The following is a 15368-nucleotide window of genomic DNA, read 5'->3' on the forward strand; positions in this document are numbered from 1 at the left end:
TCGTCGGCCCTCGGCGCCCTCACTCCAGCACGCGTGCCGCCACCCTCCCCCAGCCTTCGGCCGGGAGGTGCCCCCAGTCGGCGAGGAAGTCGCCGTAGATCTCGGCGCGATCGTCGTCGCCCGCGCGCAGGATCGCCGAGGGGTGGATGGTGGGTAGGACCCGCTCGGTACGCCCGTGCACCTCACGTTCCGTGCAGGTGCCGCGCTCCTTGGTGACCCGGAACGACGAGCCGAAGAGCGCCTTGCCCGCCGTCGCGCCGAGCACGACCAGCACCTCGGGCTCCGTCAGCGCCAGCTCGGCCGCGAGCCACGGTCCGCAGGCCGTCATCTCCCGCAGCGTCGGCGGCTTGTGGATACGCCGCTTCCCGCGCCCTTCCTCGTACGCCCACTTGAAGTGCTTGACGGCATTGGTGACGTAGGTCTGCGCCGGGTCGATGCCGGCCTCGTCCAGCGCCCGGTCGAGCATCCGGCCCGCCGGACCGACGAACGGTTCGCCGCGCCGGTCCTCCTGGTCGCCCGGCTGCTCCCCGACGAGGAAGACCCTGGCGTGCGCGTCGCCGGTGCCGAAGACCGTCTGCGTCGCGTTCTCGTGCAACGGACAGCCCCGGCAGCCGGCCGCCGCCTGCCGCAGCGCCTTCAGCCCCGGGTTGCCGCTGACCCGCCGCTCGGGTCCGGGGAGGAAGGGCGTCGCGTCGTACGCGTCCTCGGGCCGGTCGCCGTCTGCGGCGTTCTTCGCTGCCATACGGCTCGCGGTACCCCGGAGAAGGGGGTTCTCACCGCCGGAACGCGGCTTACACTCGCATGGGCTGGGGCGTCTCGCGGCGCTGCGGGTCGGGGCCCTCGTAGGTGTGCAGCACACCGTGGCGGGCGTCGCGCTCGACCGGACGGAAGCCGGTGTCCCGGATCAGGTCCAGCAGGTCCTCGCGGGTGAGCGCATCGGCGTCCTGCGCCGCCTCGCTCTCCTCGTCCACCACCCGGCCGGCCATCTCGTCCGCGCCGTGCTGGAGCACCAGCTGTGCCGTCTGCACACTGTGCAGCGCCCAGTCGACCGCCACATGCGGCACGTTGTCGAACAGCAGCCGCGCCACGGCGAAGGTCTTCAGGACCTCGGCGCCGGTCGCGCCCCGCGGCCCGTCCTGGAGCTGCGGCACGAAGACGTGGAACCCGCCGGTCTCGTCCTGGAGTTCGCGCAGCCGCAGCACCTGCTCGACACAGGCCGCCTGGTCGACGGGTTCCCCGGCACCGCCGTAGCGCATCGTGCACGCCGTCAGCGCGCAGCCTTCCGGCAGCGCGGCCCGCAGCTCACGCACCGTACGCGGCAGCCGACTCCACTCCGTACCGGCGTCGGTGCTCAGCCGCAGCTCGGTGACGCCTTCGACGGCCGGTCCGGTGGCGAGCGCGACCGCTTCCTCGACGTCCGCCCCGGCGCTCACGTCCAGCGACCGGTGGACGGCGAAGTACGCGGCGTCGCCGTTGTGCCGCGACCGCACCTGGTGGGCGAGGCCGCCGAGCCAGGCCAGGTCGTCGCAGCCGCACAGGGCGATGCCGTCCTCGCGGGTCAGCCGCTCACCGGAGCGGACCTTCCGCTCGATGTCCGCCGCGTCCATTCCTCGCGCCACCTGCCTGCCTCGGTCCGTCTCTCCGTGCTGATTCGCGCGCCCCCGACACTACGCCAGGCCCCGGGGGCTGCTGCCCGCCCCTACTCCTCGGGCAGCTCCCCGACCCTGTTCTCCCACTTGGTCGACAGCACGATCGTCGTGCGCGTCCGCGAGACGCCCTTGGTGCCCGACAGCCGGCGGATGGTGCGCTCCAGCCCGTCCACGTCACCGGCGCGGACCTTGAGCATGTACGAGTCGTCACCGGCGATGAACCAGCAGTCCTCGACCTCCTGGAGGTCACGCAGCCGGGTGGCCACCTCCTCGTGGTCGGTGGCGTCGGAGAGCTGGATGCCGATCAGCGCCGTCACCCCCAGGCCGAGGGAGGAGGCGTCGACGGTCGCGCGGTAGCCGGTGATCACCCCGGCGACCTCCAGCCGGTTGATCCGGTCGGTGACACTGGGGCCCGACAGCCCCACCAGCCGCCCGAGTTCGGCGTAGGACGCTCTGCCGTTCTCGCGCAGCGCCTGGATGAGCTGCCTGTCCACCGCGTCCATGGATGCCGCTGCCTCCTGTACGTAGAAGTCCGGGGAACGAATCTAAGGCATCGGCCCGGTGCCGCCCCGCCCAGTTCCCCCCGCCCACCGGCTGCTGTCCCCGAGTTCGCCTTCCCACCGCCGGTACAGCTTGTGCGGCACCCCGGCCGCGTCCAGCACCCGTCCCGCCACGAAGTCCACCAGGTCCTGAATGTGCCGGGCGCCCGCGTAGAACGCCGGGGACGCGGGCAGCACCACGGCGCCCGCCTCGTCCAGCGTCACCAGATGGCGCAGCGTCTGGCCGTTCAGCGGGGTCTCCCGTACGGCGACGACGAGGGGGCGGCGCTCCTTCAGCGTCACGCTCGCCGTCCGCTGCAGCAGATCCTTGGAGAGACCCAGTGCCACCCCGGCGACACACGCCGTGCTCGCCGGGACCACCAGCATCCCCCGGACCGGATACGAGCCGGAGGACGGCCCCGCGGCCAGATCGCCCGGGGACCAGTGCCGCACCCGGGCCGGGTCGGTGTCGAACGCGTCCGGGCTGCCGTCGGCGCCGCGGGCCAGCCAGCGGCGCAGGTCCGCTTGCGCGTGGGCGTCGCGGAAGGGGTGGCCGGTCTCGTCCAGGATCGTCAGCCGGGAGGCGCGGCTGACGATGAGGTCGACGTCCTCGCCCGCTGCCAGCAGCGCCCGGATGACCGCCGCCGCGTATGGGGTCCCCGAGGCGCCGGAGACCCCCACCACCCAGGGGGTGCGTGCCATGTCACTCACGCCCCCGACCCTACGTCCTGGGTACGCCCTCCCCCGGCTGGGAAGGGAGTGCCCCTGCCAGGCCCCCTCGTCGCCTCCGCATGGGACAGGCCATGACCGAGCCGGTGCAGACGCTGCGTTGAGGAGCGCCGGTGACCCGCTCCCGGCGGGCCGCTCGGCGTACGGCTGTACCGCGAGACGACCGTCGACCGCCCCCTCCCGGGCGGAGGGGGACCGCGTAACCTCAAGGGCATGCGTGTCTCCCGCCCTCATCACGTCAGCAACCGACGGCACGTCAGTCACGTACGGCACACGGGACAGGCCGCCGCGGCAGCGGCGTGCGCGACCGTACTGGCTGTCACCGTCACCGGCTGCTCCATTGCTGAGAGGGTGACCACAGGGCTCAAGGTGAAGCACGCCTTCGAAAAGCTGGGCGAGCAGCCTTCCGCCTCCGTGCTGGTGTCGGTGGACGGCAGCAGGGCGGACGCCGAGAAGTTTCTGCGCGCCGCCGGTGGCGACGACGACGGTTCGGTCCGGCACGCGGCCCGGCTCCTCACCCGCGGCGAACTCACCTTCGCCGTCGGCTCCGACCGCGAGGAGACCCCCCTCAAGGAGCTGAGCCGCTCCGAACGCCTCCGGTTCGCGGCGGCCGTCAACTTCGGCGGAAAGGACGTGCTGGCCGCCAAGTCGGTCGAGGAGAAGCTGTACGTCCGGATGAATCTGCGCTCCCTCGTCGCGCAGACCGGCGGCTCCAAGGCGGACCGGCAGCGCGCCCGCACCATCGTCTCCCTGGCCAAAGACCTGCCGACGACGCTCGGTTCGGCCAAGGACGCCCTCAAGGGCAGGTGGGTCGAGATCGACCCGGAGTCGTTCGACGACTTCGCGCGCGCCGCGCAGGAGATCACCGCGGAGGAGAAGAAGGACGAAAAGCAGGGGCACAAGTCCGGGCAGCGCGCCACGGGCAGCTCCGAGCAGAGCGACGAGAAGCAGAGCGACGAGACGAGCAAGCGGCTGAGCCGCGCGACAGCCGCGGGCCGCGCCCTCAACGGGGAGTCCGAGCGGGAGTTCCTGGAGGGGCTGGAGAAGACCCTGGGCAAGCACGCCCGGTTCCACAAGGCGGGCGAGTACGGCGGCGCCGAGCACGTGACGGTCTCCATGCCCGCGCGCCGGGCGGCCCCCGATCTGTCGCGGGCGCTGGAGGCGCTGGGCGCCCGGCTGGACCCGACGACGGTGCCCGACAGAACCGTCAGCGCCGACCTCCAGATCCGGCGCGGCCAGCTGACCGGGCTCACCGTCGACCTGGAGCAGTTCCTCAGCGGCAAGCAGGCCGAGAAGGTGCACCTCCCTCTGCGGCTGGACTTCGGCGGCGGTGACGCCGTCTCCGTGCAGGCCCCCGACGGAGCCCGCGAGGTGAAGCCGCAGGACCTGCTGGCCGCGGTGATGTACGGCGCCCTGGGCACCGGCGACATCTGAGCCGTACTGGGGGTGGTCCCGGGGCCTTCCCGGGGTCGCCCCGGAGCCGTCCTAGGCGCGGACGGCTGCTGGATGCCGGACACGGGAACCGTCGGCATACCGTTCACCGTTGTAGAACGTGACGGGGTATGTCCTGCGGGGGACGCTCCTCGCGAGGGAGGCGAGCATGGCGAAGGGCTCAGGCGGCTCGGGCGGCGCCAAGGCGATGGCGGCCGGGAAGCTGATCGTCGGCTGGGTGGCGCTGCTGTGGGTGCTGGAGGCGGTGGACCAGGCGTCGGGCAACGCCCTGGACACCTTCGGCATACAGCCCCGCCGCACCGGTGAACTGGTCGATCTGATCCCCAGTTCCTTCATGCATTTCGGCTTCGAGCATCTGATCGCCAACACGTTGCCGCTGCTGATCCTCGGCTTCCTGGCGGCGCTGCGCGGGGTGGGGCGCTTCCTCGCCGTCGCCGCGATCATCGTCGTGGTCAGCGGTCTTGGTGTCTGGCTGATCGCCCCGATGAACAGCAACACCGCCGGCGCCTCCGGCCTGATCTTCGGCCTCTTCGGCTATCTGCTGGCCCGCGGCTTCGTGGACCGCCGGATCACCGATGTCGCTCTGGGCACGGTCGTCGCCGTCTTCTACGGCTCCATCCTGTGGGGCGTCCTGCCCACCGAGTCCGGCGTCTCCTGGCAGGGCCACCTCTTCGGCCTGATAGGCGGTGTCCTCGCCGCCCGCCTCACCGCCGAGCCCCGCGCCCTGAACGAGGGCAAGCCGGCCTGGCACTGACGGCCGCCGTCGGCCCGGTGCGCGGCGGCAGGCTGCTCAGACGCCGAACCCCCGCACCACCAGGTCGAGCAGGGCGCACCCGAACAGGGCGATGCCGATGAAGCTGTTGACCTGGAAGAAGGCGCGGTTGAGGCGGGACAGGTCGTGGGGGCGGACGATGGTGTGCTCGTAGACGAAGGCAGCCGCGACGATCAGCAGACCCAGCCAGAAGAAGGCGCCCGCGTGGGTGAGCAGAGCGAAGGCGACCAGCAGAGCCACCGTGATCAGATGCGCCACGCGGGTGGCGTACAGGGCCGCGGCGGTGCCGAAGCGGGCGGGTACCGACCTGACGCCGTTGGCGCGGTCGGCCGTCACGTCCTGGCAGGCGTAGATCAGGTCGAAGCCGCCGATCCAGATGCCCACGGCCAGACCGAGGACGACGGCGTGCCACGACCAGGCGCCGGTGACGGCGATCCACGCACCGGTGGGCCCGATGGCCTGGGCGAGCCCCAGGATGGCGTGCGGATAGGTGGTGAAGCGCTTCCCGTACGGATAGACCACCATCGGGAGGACGGCGAGCGGCGCCAGAGCCAGGCACAGCGGGTTGAGCAGCGCTGCAGCGCCCAGGAAGACCACGAGGGCGACCACGGCCCCTGTCCAGGCCGTACGGACGGACACCGCGCCGGTGACCAGCTCCCGCTCCGCGGTGCGCGGGTTACGGGCGTCGATCTCGCGGTCGATGATCCGGTTGGCGGCCATGGCGAACGTCCGCATCCCCACCATGGCGACGGTCACCAGGAACAGCTGCCACCAGTGGACGCTGCGGCTGTCCCGGAACATCGCCGTGAGCGCCGCGATGTAGGCGAACGGCAGCGCGAAAACCGAGTGCTCGATGACGACGAGGCGGAGGAAGGCCCGCACCCGGCCGATATCCGCACCCGGGCCCGGCCCGAGCACCCCCTCAGCTGTGCTGGTCACAGCATCTCTCCGTTCGCTTCTCCGCTCCCGCGGCCACCTGCGGGCATCGTCGTCGTCAGCGGCTCGGCAGCCGCAGGAACGTCGCTCACAGGCCGTACTCCTTCCAGCGGCGGCTCACCAGGTCGGCCACCCGCTGATCCGACTCGATCATCTCCGGCCAGCCGCCGTCGCGCGTGTAGCCCTCCTCGGGCAGCTTCCGGGTGGCGTCGATGCCTGCCTTGCCGCCCCAGAACTGCTGGTAGGAGGCGTGGTCGAGGTGGTCGACGGGACCCTCGACCACCGTGAGGTCGCGCGCGTAGTCGACGTTGCCCAGCGCCCGCCAGGAGACCTCGTGCAGGTTCCGCACGTCACAGTCCTTGTCCACGACGACGATGAGCTTGGTCAGCGACATCATGTGCGCGCCCCAGACGGCGTGCATGACCTTCTGCGCGTGCTTGGGGTACCGCTTGTCGATGGCGATGATCGCGCAGTTGTGGAAGCCGCCCGACTCGGGCAGGTGGTAGTCGACGATGTCCGGCACGATGATCTTCAGCAGCGGCAGGAAGAACCGCTCGGTGGCCCGGCCCAGCGGCCCGTCCTCGGTCGGCGGGCGGCCCACCACGATGGACTGGAGCAGCGGTCGCTTCCGCGTCGTGACGCAGTCGATGGTCAGCGCGGGGAAGGGCTCCTGCGGCGTGTAGAAGCCGGTGTGGTCGCCGAACGGGCCCTCCGGCCGCATCTCGCCCGGCTCCAGCCAGCCTTCCAGTACGACCTCGGCGGCGGCGGGCACCTGGAGCGGGACCGTCTTGCAGTCCACCATCTCCACCCGCTTGCCCTGCAGGAAGCCGGCCAGCAGATATTCGTCGATGTCCGCGGGGAGCGGCGCGGTGGAGGCGTAGGTGACAGCGGGCGGGCAGCCGAAGGCGATGGCGATGGGCAGCTTCTCGCCACGCCGCGCCGCGACCTGGTAGTGGTTGCGGCTGTCCTTGTGGATCTGCCAGTGCATCCCGATGGTGCGGCGGTCGTGCCGCTGGAGCCGGTAGAGGCCCAGGTTCCGTACGCCGGTGTCGGGGTCCTTGGTGTGGGTGAGGCCCAGATTGAAGAACGAGCCGCCGTCCTCGGGCCAGGTGAACAGCGCGGGCAGCCGGTCCAGATCCACCTCGTCACCCTGCTGGACGACTTCGTGGACGGGCGCGTCCTTGACCTTCTTCGGCGGTACGTGCGTCATCGCACCGAGCTTCCCGAACGCCTCCCGGAAGCCCACGAAGCCCTGCGGCAGCTCCGGCTTGAGCAGGCCGCCGATCTTCTCGCTGATCTCGTCGTACGAGGACAGGCCGAGCGCCTTGAGGAGGCGGCGGTCGGTGCCGTAGACGTTCATGGCCAGCGGCATGTCCGAGCCTTTGACGTTCTCGAACAGCAACGCGGGGCCGCCCGCCTTGTTCACCCGGTCGACGAGCTCCCCGACCTCAAGGTGCGGGTCGACCTCGGCCTTGACCCGGACGAGGTCGCGGTCACGCTCCAGGGCTCGCAGGAGCGAGCGGAGATCGTCGTATGCCATACGCCTCAGTATCCTCCCTGATGTCCGCGCCCTGAGCGCCGGGGGTTTGGCTCGGGCCATTACGCTGGCTCCGTGGGGCTCCGCGCGCCGGGCCCCCGTCCCGCAACCGTCCGGCGGCATCTCGCACCCAGGGGGCGTTCCGCGTGATCATCAGGCTCCTGCCCTTTCTCCTGATCCTCGCCATGTGGATCTACGCCTTCATCGACTGCCTGAACACCCCGGAGAACGAGGTACGCAAGCTGCCGAAGGTGGTGTGGGTCATCATCATCCTGCTGTTCGGGCAGGTTCTGCTGGGGCCCATCGCCTGGTTCGTGGTGGGCCGCCCCCGCCGGAACGCCCCCTATGGCGCGGTACGCGCCAACGAGCGCCGCTGGGTTGCCCCGGACGACAACCCGGACTTCCTCAAGTCGCTGGACCAGTCCCCTGCGGAGCCTCCTGCGGAGAGCGAGCCGCCGAAGAACGCGGAGCCCCCGAAGGATGCGGAGCCGCCTCACGCGGACCGCCCGGACGAGGAGCTCCGCAATCGCCAGGACCGCGACGAGTAGTCGCGCTGAGAACTTTTCTCGCCGCAGCGGCGAGAAGGGTGTCAGCGGCGAGAGGAGACGTACTCCGCGCGCAGCGCGGTGAAGCGGTCCGGGGTCCAGGTGGACCAGTCCGTCGGGTGGCCCCGCAATTCCTCGGCGAGCAGTTCGAAGTGCTGGTGCCAGCCCGCGAGGACGTCGAGGACCCGCTCCGTGTCGCCCGTGAAGTCGTTGCGGAAGCGGACGCGGGTGCAGTCGTCGTCGAGTGAGCCCCGCAAGGTGAAGCCGAAGGAGCCGCGCCCGTCGACCGTGTACTCGGCGAGCCGCCGGCGCGACCAGGCGGTGATCCGCCCGGGCGCGGCGAAGCCCTCAGCCGAGGCGGGGCCGCCCTCGTCGGGGGAGCCCGCAGAACCGCGGTTCAGCCAGCGCAGCGTCACCGCTCCGCCGGGGCCCGGCTCGAACGGGTCGGCGGCGGCCAGCCAGCCCCGCAGCCCCGCGGGGGTGGCGACCGCCGCCCAGACGCTCTCCAGCGGGTGCGGGTACGACAGCTCGAAGCCGACCGTGTGCGCCGCACTGTCCGCGCTGCTGCGCGCGGTCCCGTACGGGATGTCGTAGGGCAGGGAGGCCACGGTCCCAGGCCGGCTTTCGGTGCTCATAGCTCCGCCTTGCCTTCGTCCGGCACGCCGGAGAGAGCCGGCCCCTGGGGAAGGGCCCCTCAGACTCCCGCGTACGAGTGCTTGCCGTTGAAGAAGATGTTGACGCCGTAGTAGTTGAACAGGAAGCAGGCGAAGGCGAGCAGTGCGAGGTATGCCGCCTTACGGCCCTTCCAGCCCGCTGTGGCACGCGCGTGGAGGTAGCAAGCGTAGGCGACCCATGTGATGAACGACCAGACCTCCTTCGGGTCCCAGCCCCAGTAGCGGCCCCAGGCGTCGCCGGCCCAGATGGCGCCCGCGACGATGGTGAAGGTCCAGAAGGGGAAGACGGTCGCGTTGATCCGGTAGGCGAACTTGTCCAGCGAGGTCGCCGAGGGCAGCCGCTCCATGATCGAGGAGAGCACGTTCCCTGGCTTGTCACCGCGCAGCAGCTTCGTCTCGTACGCGTCCCGGAACAGGTAGAGCAGGGAGCCGACGAAGCCGAGGTAGAGCAGTGCGCCGCAGATGATGGCGAGCGAGACGTGGATCCACAGCCAGTACGAGTGGAGCGCCGGAACGAGTTGGTCGCTGTCGGTGTACAGCACGGTGACAGCCAGGCCCAGGTCCAGCAGGACGGTGGTGACCAGGGGCAGCCCGATCCAGCGGACGTTCTTCTTGGCCACCAGGAAGCCCAGGTAGGCGCCGACGGCGACCATCGAGAAGGCCGTCGAGAACTCGTACATGTTGCCCCAGGGGGCGCGCTGCACGGACAGCGAACGGGTCAGCACCCCGCCGAAGTGCAGCAGGAAGGACAGTACGGTGAGCGAGACCGCGATCCGCCCGTACATGTCGCCCTGTTCATCGCCGGCCGCGGCCCCGGGGCCGTCGGGCAGATCGCCGCGGCGGCCGCTGCTGGAGCGGGTGACGATCTTCGGGGGTGCCGGCTTCTCCAGCACCGCCGTGCCGCCGCCCTCCTCCTTGGTCCGCACGGAGACGCCGGACTCCTGGGCCGGGACGGACCCTTCCGCCGCGGGCTTCTTCGTCAGCGCGGCAGCTGTACGGGCCACCTTGCTGCGGGAGCCGAACGTCCACTCGGCGATGTACGCGAAGAAGGCCAGCACATAGACGGCCATCGCCGAATAGATCAGATAGTTGCTGATCTGGGCGAGCTGCTCGTTGGGGTCGGCTGCGAGGAGGTTCACTTGCCTGCTCCTTCGGGGGCTTCAGCAGGATCGGCGGTGCCCGGGGATGCGACGGGGGCCGCGTCTTGCATGTCGGTGGCCAAAGAGGCGAGTTCGTCGGGCAGGCGGGCCGACTCGCTGCGGCCGAGCCCGGCCAGCTCGACGACCGTACGCCCGTCGTCCGCCGCGTAGGCCCGCACCCACACCCTGCGGCGCTGGATGAACAGCGAGCCCGCGAGCCCCGCGATGGCGGTGAGGGCACCGCCCAGCGCCCAGTCGTTGCCGACCTGGTGGGAGACCTGGAAGTTCGCCCACTGCTTGACGCCGTCGAACTTGAGGCTGCCGGCCCCGTTCGGGAGGGTCATGGTGTCGCCGGGGGTGAGCTTCTTGGCGAAGGGGCTGCCGTCCTTGTCCTTGAACTTGGTCATGTTCTCGGTGTCCAGCTGGTACACGTTCTGGGCCGGCCCGCCGTCGACGCCCAGGTTGCCGTGGTAAGCGGTCAGGAACATCGCCGGGTTCTTCAGGTTGGGCGACTGGGAGAACATGGTGCCGCTGTGCGGCTCGAAGTCGGGGACGAAGAAGCCCTGGAAGCCGAGCTGGTCCTTGCGGCCCTTGGCGTCCAGATAGTCGGTGACCTTCACCACGCCGCTGGAGGTCTGGTTGTTGTCCTGCTGGAGGAAGGGCACCGGGCCGCGGTAGGCGATGTTGCCCTTGCCGTCCTTGACGGTGACCGCGGGGGCGTATCCGTTGGCGATCAGGTACACCTTGGAGGAGCCGATCTGCAGCGGGTGGTTCACCTTGATCGCAGTGTTCTTCTCCTTGCCGCTCGCGCCTTCGGTGTAGGCGACGTCGGCGCGGTAGTCGCGTGCGGTGCCCTTGTTGGGGCCGCTCTCCTCGTAGGTGGCGTGGAACTTCTTCAGCCGGAAGCCGAAGGGGTCGAGCATGTCGGCGCTGAAGAGCGAGCCGGACCGGAAGTCGTCGTACTGCGTCAGGACGTTGGAGAATCCGTCGCCCTGCACGATCAGTTTGCGGCCCTCCGACTTGAACAGCTGCCCGGAGGCGAAGGCCAGCAGCAGCACGATCAGCGCGATGTGGAAGAGCAGGTTGCCCACCTCGCGCAGATAGCCCTTCTCGGAGGCGACGGCATCCGAACGGCTTGTGCCGTCGCCGTCCTGGTGCGTACGGAACCGCCTGCGCTTCAGCAGCGAGCGAGCGGCGTCGAGCACCTGCTCCGGCTCGGCGTCGGTGCGCCAGGTCGCATAGACCGGCATCCGGTCCAGACGGCGCGGGGCGCGCGGCGGCCGGGAGCGCAGCTGGCCGATGAACTGCCAGGTACGCGGCACGATGCAGCCGACCAGCGAGATGAACAGCAGGATGTAGATCGCCGAGAACCAGACCGACGTATAGACGTCGAAGAGCTGGAGCTTGTCGTAGAGCGGCGCGAGGGTGGTGTGCTCCTCGCGGAACCGCTCGACCTTGAGGGCGTCGACGGGTGTCTGCGGGATGACCGAGCCGGGGATGGCACCCAGCGACAGCAGGAAGAGCAGGATCAGCGCCACCCGCATCGAGGTGAGCTGCCGCCAGAACCAGCGCAGCCAGCCCAGCGGACCGAGCGAGGGAACGTTCAGCTTCTCCTCGCTGGGGGCTGTCGAGAGCTGGGCCGTGGCCTCGCGCTCGCCGGCAGCGTCGGTCGCGTTACCGGCCTCGTCCGCTGCCGCCTCGGCGGTGGCCTTGCCGGTACCGGTCGTGCTCATGGATCAGATCCCCACCGTGAAGTCGGACGACCAGACCGTGATCTCGTAGACGATCCGGTCCCAGATGCCTGTGACGAGCAGCACGCCGACCGCGACGAGCATCCCGCCGCCGATCCGCATGACCCACGCGTAGTGCTGCTTCACCCAGCCGAAGGCGCCCAGCGCCCGCCGGAAGGCGATCGCGGCAACGACGAACGGCAACCCCAGGCCCAGGCAGTAGGCCACCGTCAGCAGTGCGCCCCGCCCGGCGCTCGCCTGGTTCGAGGAGAGCGTGAGAACGGCGGCGAGCGTGGGCCCGATGCACGGCGTCCAGCCGATACCGAACAGCACGCCGAGCATGGGCGCACCGGCCAGCCCTATCGAGGGCCGTTTGTGGATACGCAGCTCGCGCTGGGTGAACCGGGTCAGCGGTCCGAGCGCCCCCATGAAGGCGAGCCCGAGCAGTATCGTCAGGCTGCCCATCACCCGGGAGATGAGAGTGCGGTTCTCCTGGAGGGTGGCGCCGAAACCGCCGAAGAGGGCGCCGCCGGAGACGAACACGGCGGTGAAGCCCAGCACGAACAGTCCCGCGCCCAGGAACATCCGCCCCCGCCGCGCCTCGGCCAGATCGGTGCCGCTGACGCCGGTGACGTAGGAGAGGTAGCCGGGTACCAGCGGCAGCACGCACGGCGAGAAGAACGAGACCAGTCCGCCGAGCAGCGCGATGGGCAGCGCGAGCAGCAGGGCGCCGTTGAGGACGGTGCCGTTCATCCCCGTTGCCGCCAGGGAGGACGTCGCCTGGGACGTCGCCAGGGAGGTTGCCGCGAGGGAGGTCATGGGGCGGTCACTTCGGGTCGGTCAGAGGGTCGAGCGCCGAGCGCAGCTCCTTCTCGCTCAGTTCCTTCAGGGCCCGCACCGCGACCTTGCCGTCCTTGTCCAGGATCAGGGTGGAGGGGATGGCCTGCGGGGAGAGGGTGTTCTTGGGGAACTTGAGGATGAGCTTGCCGCTGGGGTCGTAGAAGCTCGGATAGTCGATCTCGTAGTTCCGCTCGAACGCCTTGGCGTTGGCCTTGTCCAGGTCGCGGGTGTTGATGCCGAGGAACTGGACGTCCTTGCCCTTGGTGTCCCGGGCGACCTTGGCGAGGTTGGGGGCTTCGGCGCGGCAGGGGCTGCACCACGAGCCCCAGACGTTCAGCACGACGACCTTGCCCTTGTAGTCGGAGAGCTTCAGCTTCTTCCCGTCGACCGAGGGGCCTGACAGGGCGGGCACCGAGGTGCGGTTGCCCTTGGTGACCTTGGTGATCTCGCCCGTACCCTTCACGAACTTGGTGTCGCCGGAGGAGGAACCGGTCTGCGCGGTGCCGCACGCGGACAGCAGGAGGGCGCCGGCGGCGACCCCGGCGGCCAACAGGGTGGTGCGGCGGCGGGAGGCGCGGGTCTGGCTCATGTGAAAAGTTTCGCATGCCCCTTTGAGGGATCTTCCGCGCCCCCTCCCCCACACCCGCGCGAGGGCTGCGCCCCTGCGCTTGCCCACGCTGCGGTGCGGGACCCCGCAAGGGGGTGGCGTCAGGCGCCGGCCCCGCGGTTTCGGGCGCCGCCGCCCTTGGGGCGCTTCGCGCCCGCACGCAGATGCGCGGGCACCAGATCGCGGGCCGGTTCGGAGTAGCCGACGGAGACGATGCGGTCGCCGAGAAAGGTGAAGCTCGTCAGCGAGGCGAGCGTGCACTGGCGGCGCCGCGGATCGTGCCACAGCCTGCGGCGCTCGACGAAGCTGCGCAGGATCCAGATGGGCAGCTGGTGGCTGACGCAGACGGCCTCGTGCCCGAACGCCGCGTCCTTGGCACTCTCGATCGCGCCCCGCATCCGTACGACCTGCTCGATGTACGGCTCGCCCCAGGACGGCCGGAAGGGGTTGCGCAGATGACGCCAGTTCTCCGGCCTGCGCAGCGCGCCGTCGCCGACGCCGAAGGTCTTGCCCTGGAAGACGTTCCCGGCCTCGATCAGCCGCTCGTCGGTATCGACGTCCAGGCCGTGCAGCTTGGCGATCGGCGCCGCGGTCTCCTGCGCGCGCTCCAGCGGGGAGGCGACGACGTGGGTGATGTCGCGCCGCTCCAGGTGCTCGGCGACCCGGTCGGCCATCCGGCGGCCGAGCTCGGAGAGGTGATATCCGGCCAGCCGTCCGTAGAGGATGCCCTCGGGGTTCTCGACCTCGCCGTGCCGCATCACATGGACGACGGTGACGGTCTTGTCGTCCGCGCGGGCCCCGGCCCCGGCCTCGGGCGCCACTCCGTCGATGTCGATGTTCCCGCTCACGCCGGCACCGCCTCGGCGGCGGCGCGGGCCGCGGCGGGCAGTGCCTCGGCGATGCGCGCCAGGGCCCGCTCGTCGTGCGCTGCGGAGACGAACCACGCCTCGAAGCCGGAGGGCGGCAGATAGACGCCCTGGGAGAGCATCGAGTGGAAGAAGGCGGTGAAGCGGAAGGACTCCTGCCGCTTGGCCGCCGCGTAGTCGGTGACCCCGGCGGCACCGAAATCCCCGAAGAAGACGGAGAACATGCTGCCCGCTGTCTGCACCGTGTGCGCCACGCCCTCCTTGGCCAACGCCTCGGTGGCCAGCTGCCGCACTTGGCGGGCCGCGGCGTCCACCACGGCGTGCGCGGCGAAGTCGTCGGCGGCCAGCAGCCGCAGCTGGGCCAGCCCCGCGGCGGTGGCGACCGGGTTCCCGGACAGTGTGCCCGCCTGGTAGACGGGGCCGGCCGGTGCCAGGTGGTCCATGACGTCCTTGCGGCCACCGAACGCCGCTGTCGGGAAGCCGCCGCCCATCACCTTGCCGAAGGTCATCAGATCCGGGGTCACCCCGTCGATGCCGTACCAGCCGCGCGCGCTCGCCCGGAAGCCGGTCATCACCTCGTCGGAGACGAAAAGCGCACCGTCCGCCCGGCACAGGTCCTTCAGCCCCTGGTTGAAGCCGTCGAGCGGCGGGACGATGCCCATGTTGCCCGGCGACGCCTCGGTGATCACACAGGCGATCTCGCGGGGGTGCGCCGCGAACGCCGCACGGACCGCGTCCAGATTGTTATACGGCAGCACGATGGTGTCGCCCGCCTGCGCCCCGGTGACCCCCGGGGTGTCCGGCAGACCCAGCGTGGCGACCCCGGAGCCGGCCGCGGCGAGCAGCGCGTCCACGTGCCCGTGGTAGCAGCCGGCGAACTTGACGACCTTGGAGCGGCCGGTGAAACCGCGCGCCAGGCGAATCGCCGACATGGTCGCCTCGGTGCCGGAGGAGACGAGTCGTACCTGCTCAACGGGGTCGATACGGCGCACGATCTCCTCGGCGAGCGCCACCTCGTCCTCGACGGGCGTACCGAAGGAGGTGCCCCGCTCGACCGCCTTGCGTACGGCATCCGTCACCTCGGGGTGCGCATGGCCGAGGATCATCGGCCCCCAGGAGCAGACCAGGTCGACGTACTCCCTGCCGTCCGCGTCCGTGAGGTAGGGCCCGGAACCGGACACCATGAACCGGGGCGTACCGCCCACGCCGCGGAAGGCGCGGACCGGAGAGTTCACGCCTCCTGGCGTCACGGCGGCGGCACGGTCGAAGAGCGACTGCGATACTGGGGCGCTGTACGAGTAAGTCACGAAAGCCATGGTGTCAGAGCCCCGTGCGCGGGGGCCTGGGGGCGTT

Annotated in this window: 16 protein-coding genes; 3 read left to right on the forward strand and 13 right to left on the reverse strand. The window is 70.6% G+C overall.

Going from position 1 to position 15368, the window contains the following annotated elements:
- Positions 1 to 19: 19 nt before the first annotated feature.
- From ACTWP9_RS02980 to ACTWP9_RS02995, 4 genes are all read right to left on the reverse strand, one after another.
- Entirely contained in the window at positions 20 to 742 is a 723-nt protein-coding gene (locus ACTWP9_RS02980) for a UdgX family uracil-DNA binding protein (RefSeq protein ID WP_443244320.1), read from the reverse strand.
- A gap of 49 nt (positions 743 to 791) precedes the next feature.
- Positions 792 to 1607 carry a hypothetical protein gene (locus tag ACTWP9_RS02985; protein ID WP_443244321.1) on the reverse strand — a complete coding sequence of 272 codons (816 nt, stop codon included), beginning with the start codon at positions 1605 to 1607 and terminating at the stop codon, positions 792 to 794.
- 92 nt (positions 1608 to 1699) lie between these two features.
- On the reverse strand, positions 1700 to 2152 hold the full coding sequence (locus ACTWP9_RS02990) for an Lrp/AsnC family transcriptional regulator (protein WP_443244322.1): 453 nt from the start codon (positions 2150 to 2152) through the stop codon (positions 1700 to 1702).
- Between the two features lie 42 nt (positions 2153 to 2194).
- On the reverse strand, positions 2195 to 2890 hold the full coding sequence (locus tag ACTWP9_RS02995) for a UbiX family flavin prenyltransferase (RefSeq protein WP_443244398.1): 696 nt from the start codon (positions 2888 to 2890) through the stop codon (positions 2195 to 2197).
- A 240-nt stretch (positions 2891 to 3130) separates the two neighbouring features.
- Between ACTWP9_RS02995 and ACTWP9_RS03000 the strand changes: the two genes are divergently transcribed.
- On the forward strand, positions 3131 to 4351 hold the full coding sequence (locus tag ACTWP9_RS03000; protein ID WP_443244323.1) for a hypothetical protein: 1221 nt from the start codon (positions 3131 to 3133) through the stop codon (positions 4349 to 4351).
- A gap of 166 nt (positions 4352 to 4517) precedes the next feature.
- Positions 4518 to 5123 (forward strand): rhomboid family intramembrane serine protease, encoded by a 606-nt coding sequence (locus ACTWP9_RS03005; protein WP_443244324.1) that lies wholly within the window; start codon positions 4518 to 4520, stop codon positions 5121 to 5123.
- Between the two features lie 36 nt (positions 5124 to 5159).
- On the opposite strand, the gene mqnP is transcribed toward ACTWP9_RS03005, so the two are convergent.
- Positions 5160 to 6080 (reverse strand): menaquinone biosynthesis prenyltransferase MqnP, encoded by a 921-nt coding sequence (gene mqnP, locus ACTWP9_RS03010; RefSeq protein WP_443244325.1) that lies wholly within the window; start codon positions 6078 to 6080, stop codon positions 5160 to 5162.
- 85 nt (positions 6081 to 6165) lie between these two features.
- The gene (locus ACTWP9_RS03015; protein ID WP_443244326.1) at positions 6166 to 7617 is read right to left on the reverse strand and encodes a menaquinone biosynthesis decarboxylase; all 1452 of its coding nucleotides are present in this window, start codon (positions 7615 to 7617) and stop codon (positions 6166 to 6168) included.
- Between the two features lie 146 nt (positions 7618 to 7763).
- Here ACTWP9_RS03015 and ACTWP9_RS03020 point away from each other — a divergent pair, with 146 nt between their 5' ends.
- Complete coding sequence (locus ACTWP9_RS03020) at positions 7764 to 8162, forward strand: PLD nuclease N-terminal domain-containing protein (RefSeq protein WP_443244399.1); 399 nt, start codon at positions 7764 to 7766, stop codon at positions 8160 to 8162.
- 41 nt (positions 8163 to 8203) lie between these two features.
- Here ACTWP9_RS03020 and ACTWP9_RS03025 read toward each other — a convergent pair whose 3' ends face one another.
- The 7 genes from ACTWP9_RS03025 to hemL all read right to left on the reverse strand — a co-directional run bounded on the left by ACTWP9_RS03025 (position 8204) and on the right by hemL (position 15322).
- The gene (locus ACTWP9_RS03025) at positions 8204 to 8794 is read right to left on the reverse strand and encodes a hypothetical protein (protein WP_443244327.1); all 591 of its coding nucleotides are present in this window, start codon (positions 8792 to 8794) and stop codon (positions 8204 to 8206) included.
- 59 nt (positions 8795 to 8853) lie between these two features.
- Positions 8854 to 9972: a c-type cytochrome biogenesis protein CcsB gene (gene ccsB, locus ACTWP9_RS03030; protein WP_443244328.1), complete on the reverse strand. Its 1119-nt coding sequence runs from the start codon at positions 9970 to 9972 to the stop codon at positions 8854 to 8856.
- Positions 9969 to 11705: a cytochrome c biogenesis protein ResB gene (resB, locus tag ACTWP9_RS03035; protein WP_443244329.1), complete on the reverse strand. Its 1737-nt coding sequence runs from the start codon at positions 11703 to 11705 to the stop codon at positions 9969 to 9971. The genes ccsB and resB overlap by 4 nt, the downstream gene beginning before the upstream one ends.
- Before the next feature lie 3 nt (positions 11706 to 11708).
- Positions 11709 to 12521: a cytochrome c biogenesis CcdA family protein gene (locus ACTWP9_RS03040; protein ID WP_443244330.1), complete on the reverse strand. Its 813-nt coding sequence runs from the start codon at positions 12519 to 12521 to the stop codon at positions 11709 to 11711.
- 7 nt (positions 12522 to 12528) lie between these two features.
- The gene (locus tag ACTWP9_RS03045; RefSeq protein WP_443244331.1) at positions 12529 to 13131 is read right to left on the reverse strand and encodes a TlpA family protein disulfide reductase; all 603 of its coding nucleotides are present in this window, start codon (positions 13129 to 13131) and stop codon (positions 12529 to 12531) included.
- Positions 13132 to 13250: 119 nt separating this feature from the next.
- Positions 13251 to 13907, reverse strand: coding sequence for a histidine phosphatase family protein (locus ACTWP9_RS03050; protein WP_443244400.1), 657 nt, complete (start codon positions 13905 to 13907; stop codon positions 13251 to 13253).
- Between the two features lie 86 nt (positions 13908 to 13993).
- Complete coding sequence (gene hemL / locus ACTWP9_RS03055) at positions 13994 to 15322, reverse strand: glutamate-1-semialdehyde 2,1-aminomutase (protein ID WP_443244332.1); 1329 nt, start codon at positions 15320 to 15322, stop codon at positions 13994 to 13996.
- Positions 15323 to 15368: the final 46 nt, after the last annotated feature.

Origin of the sequence: Streptomyces sp. 3N207, assembly GCF_052246355.1 — a bacterium.
Classification (GTDB): Bacteria; Actinomycetota; Actinomycetes; order Streptomycetales; family Streptomycetaceae; genus Streptomyces.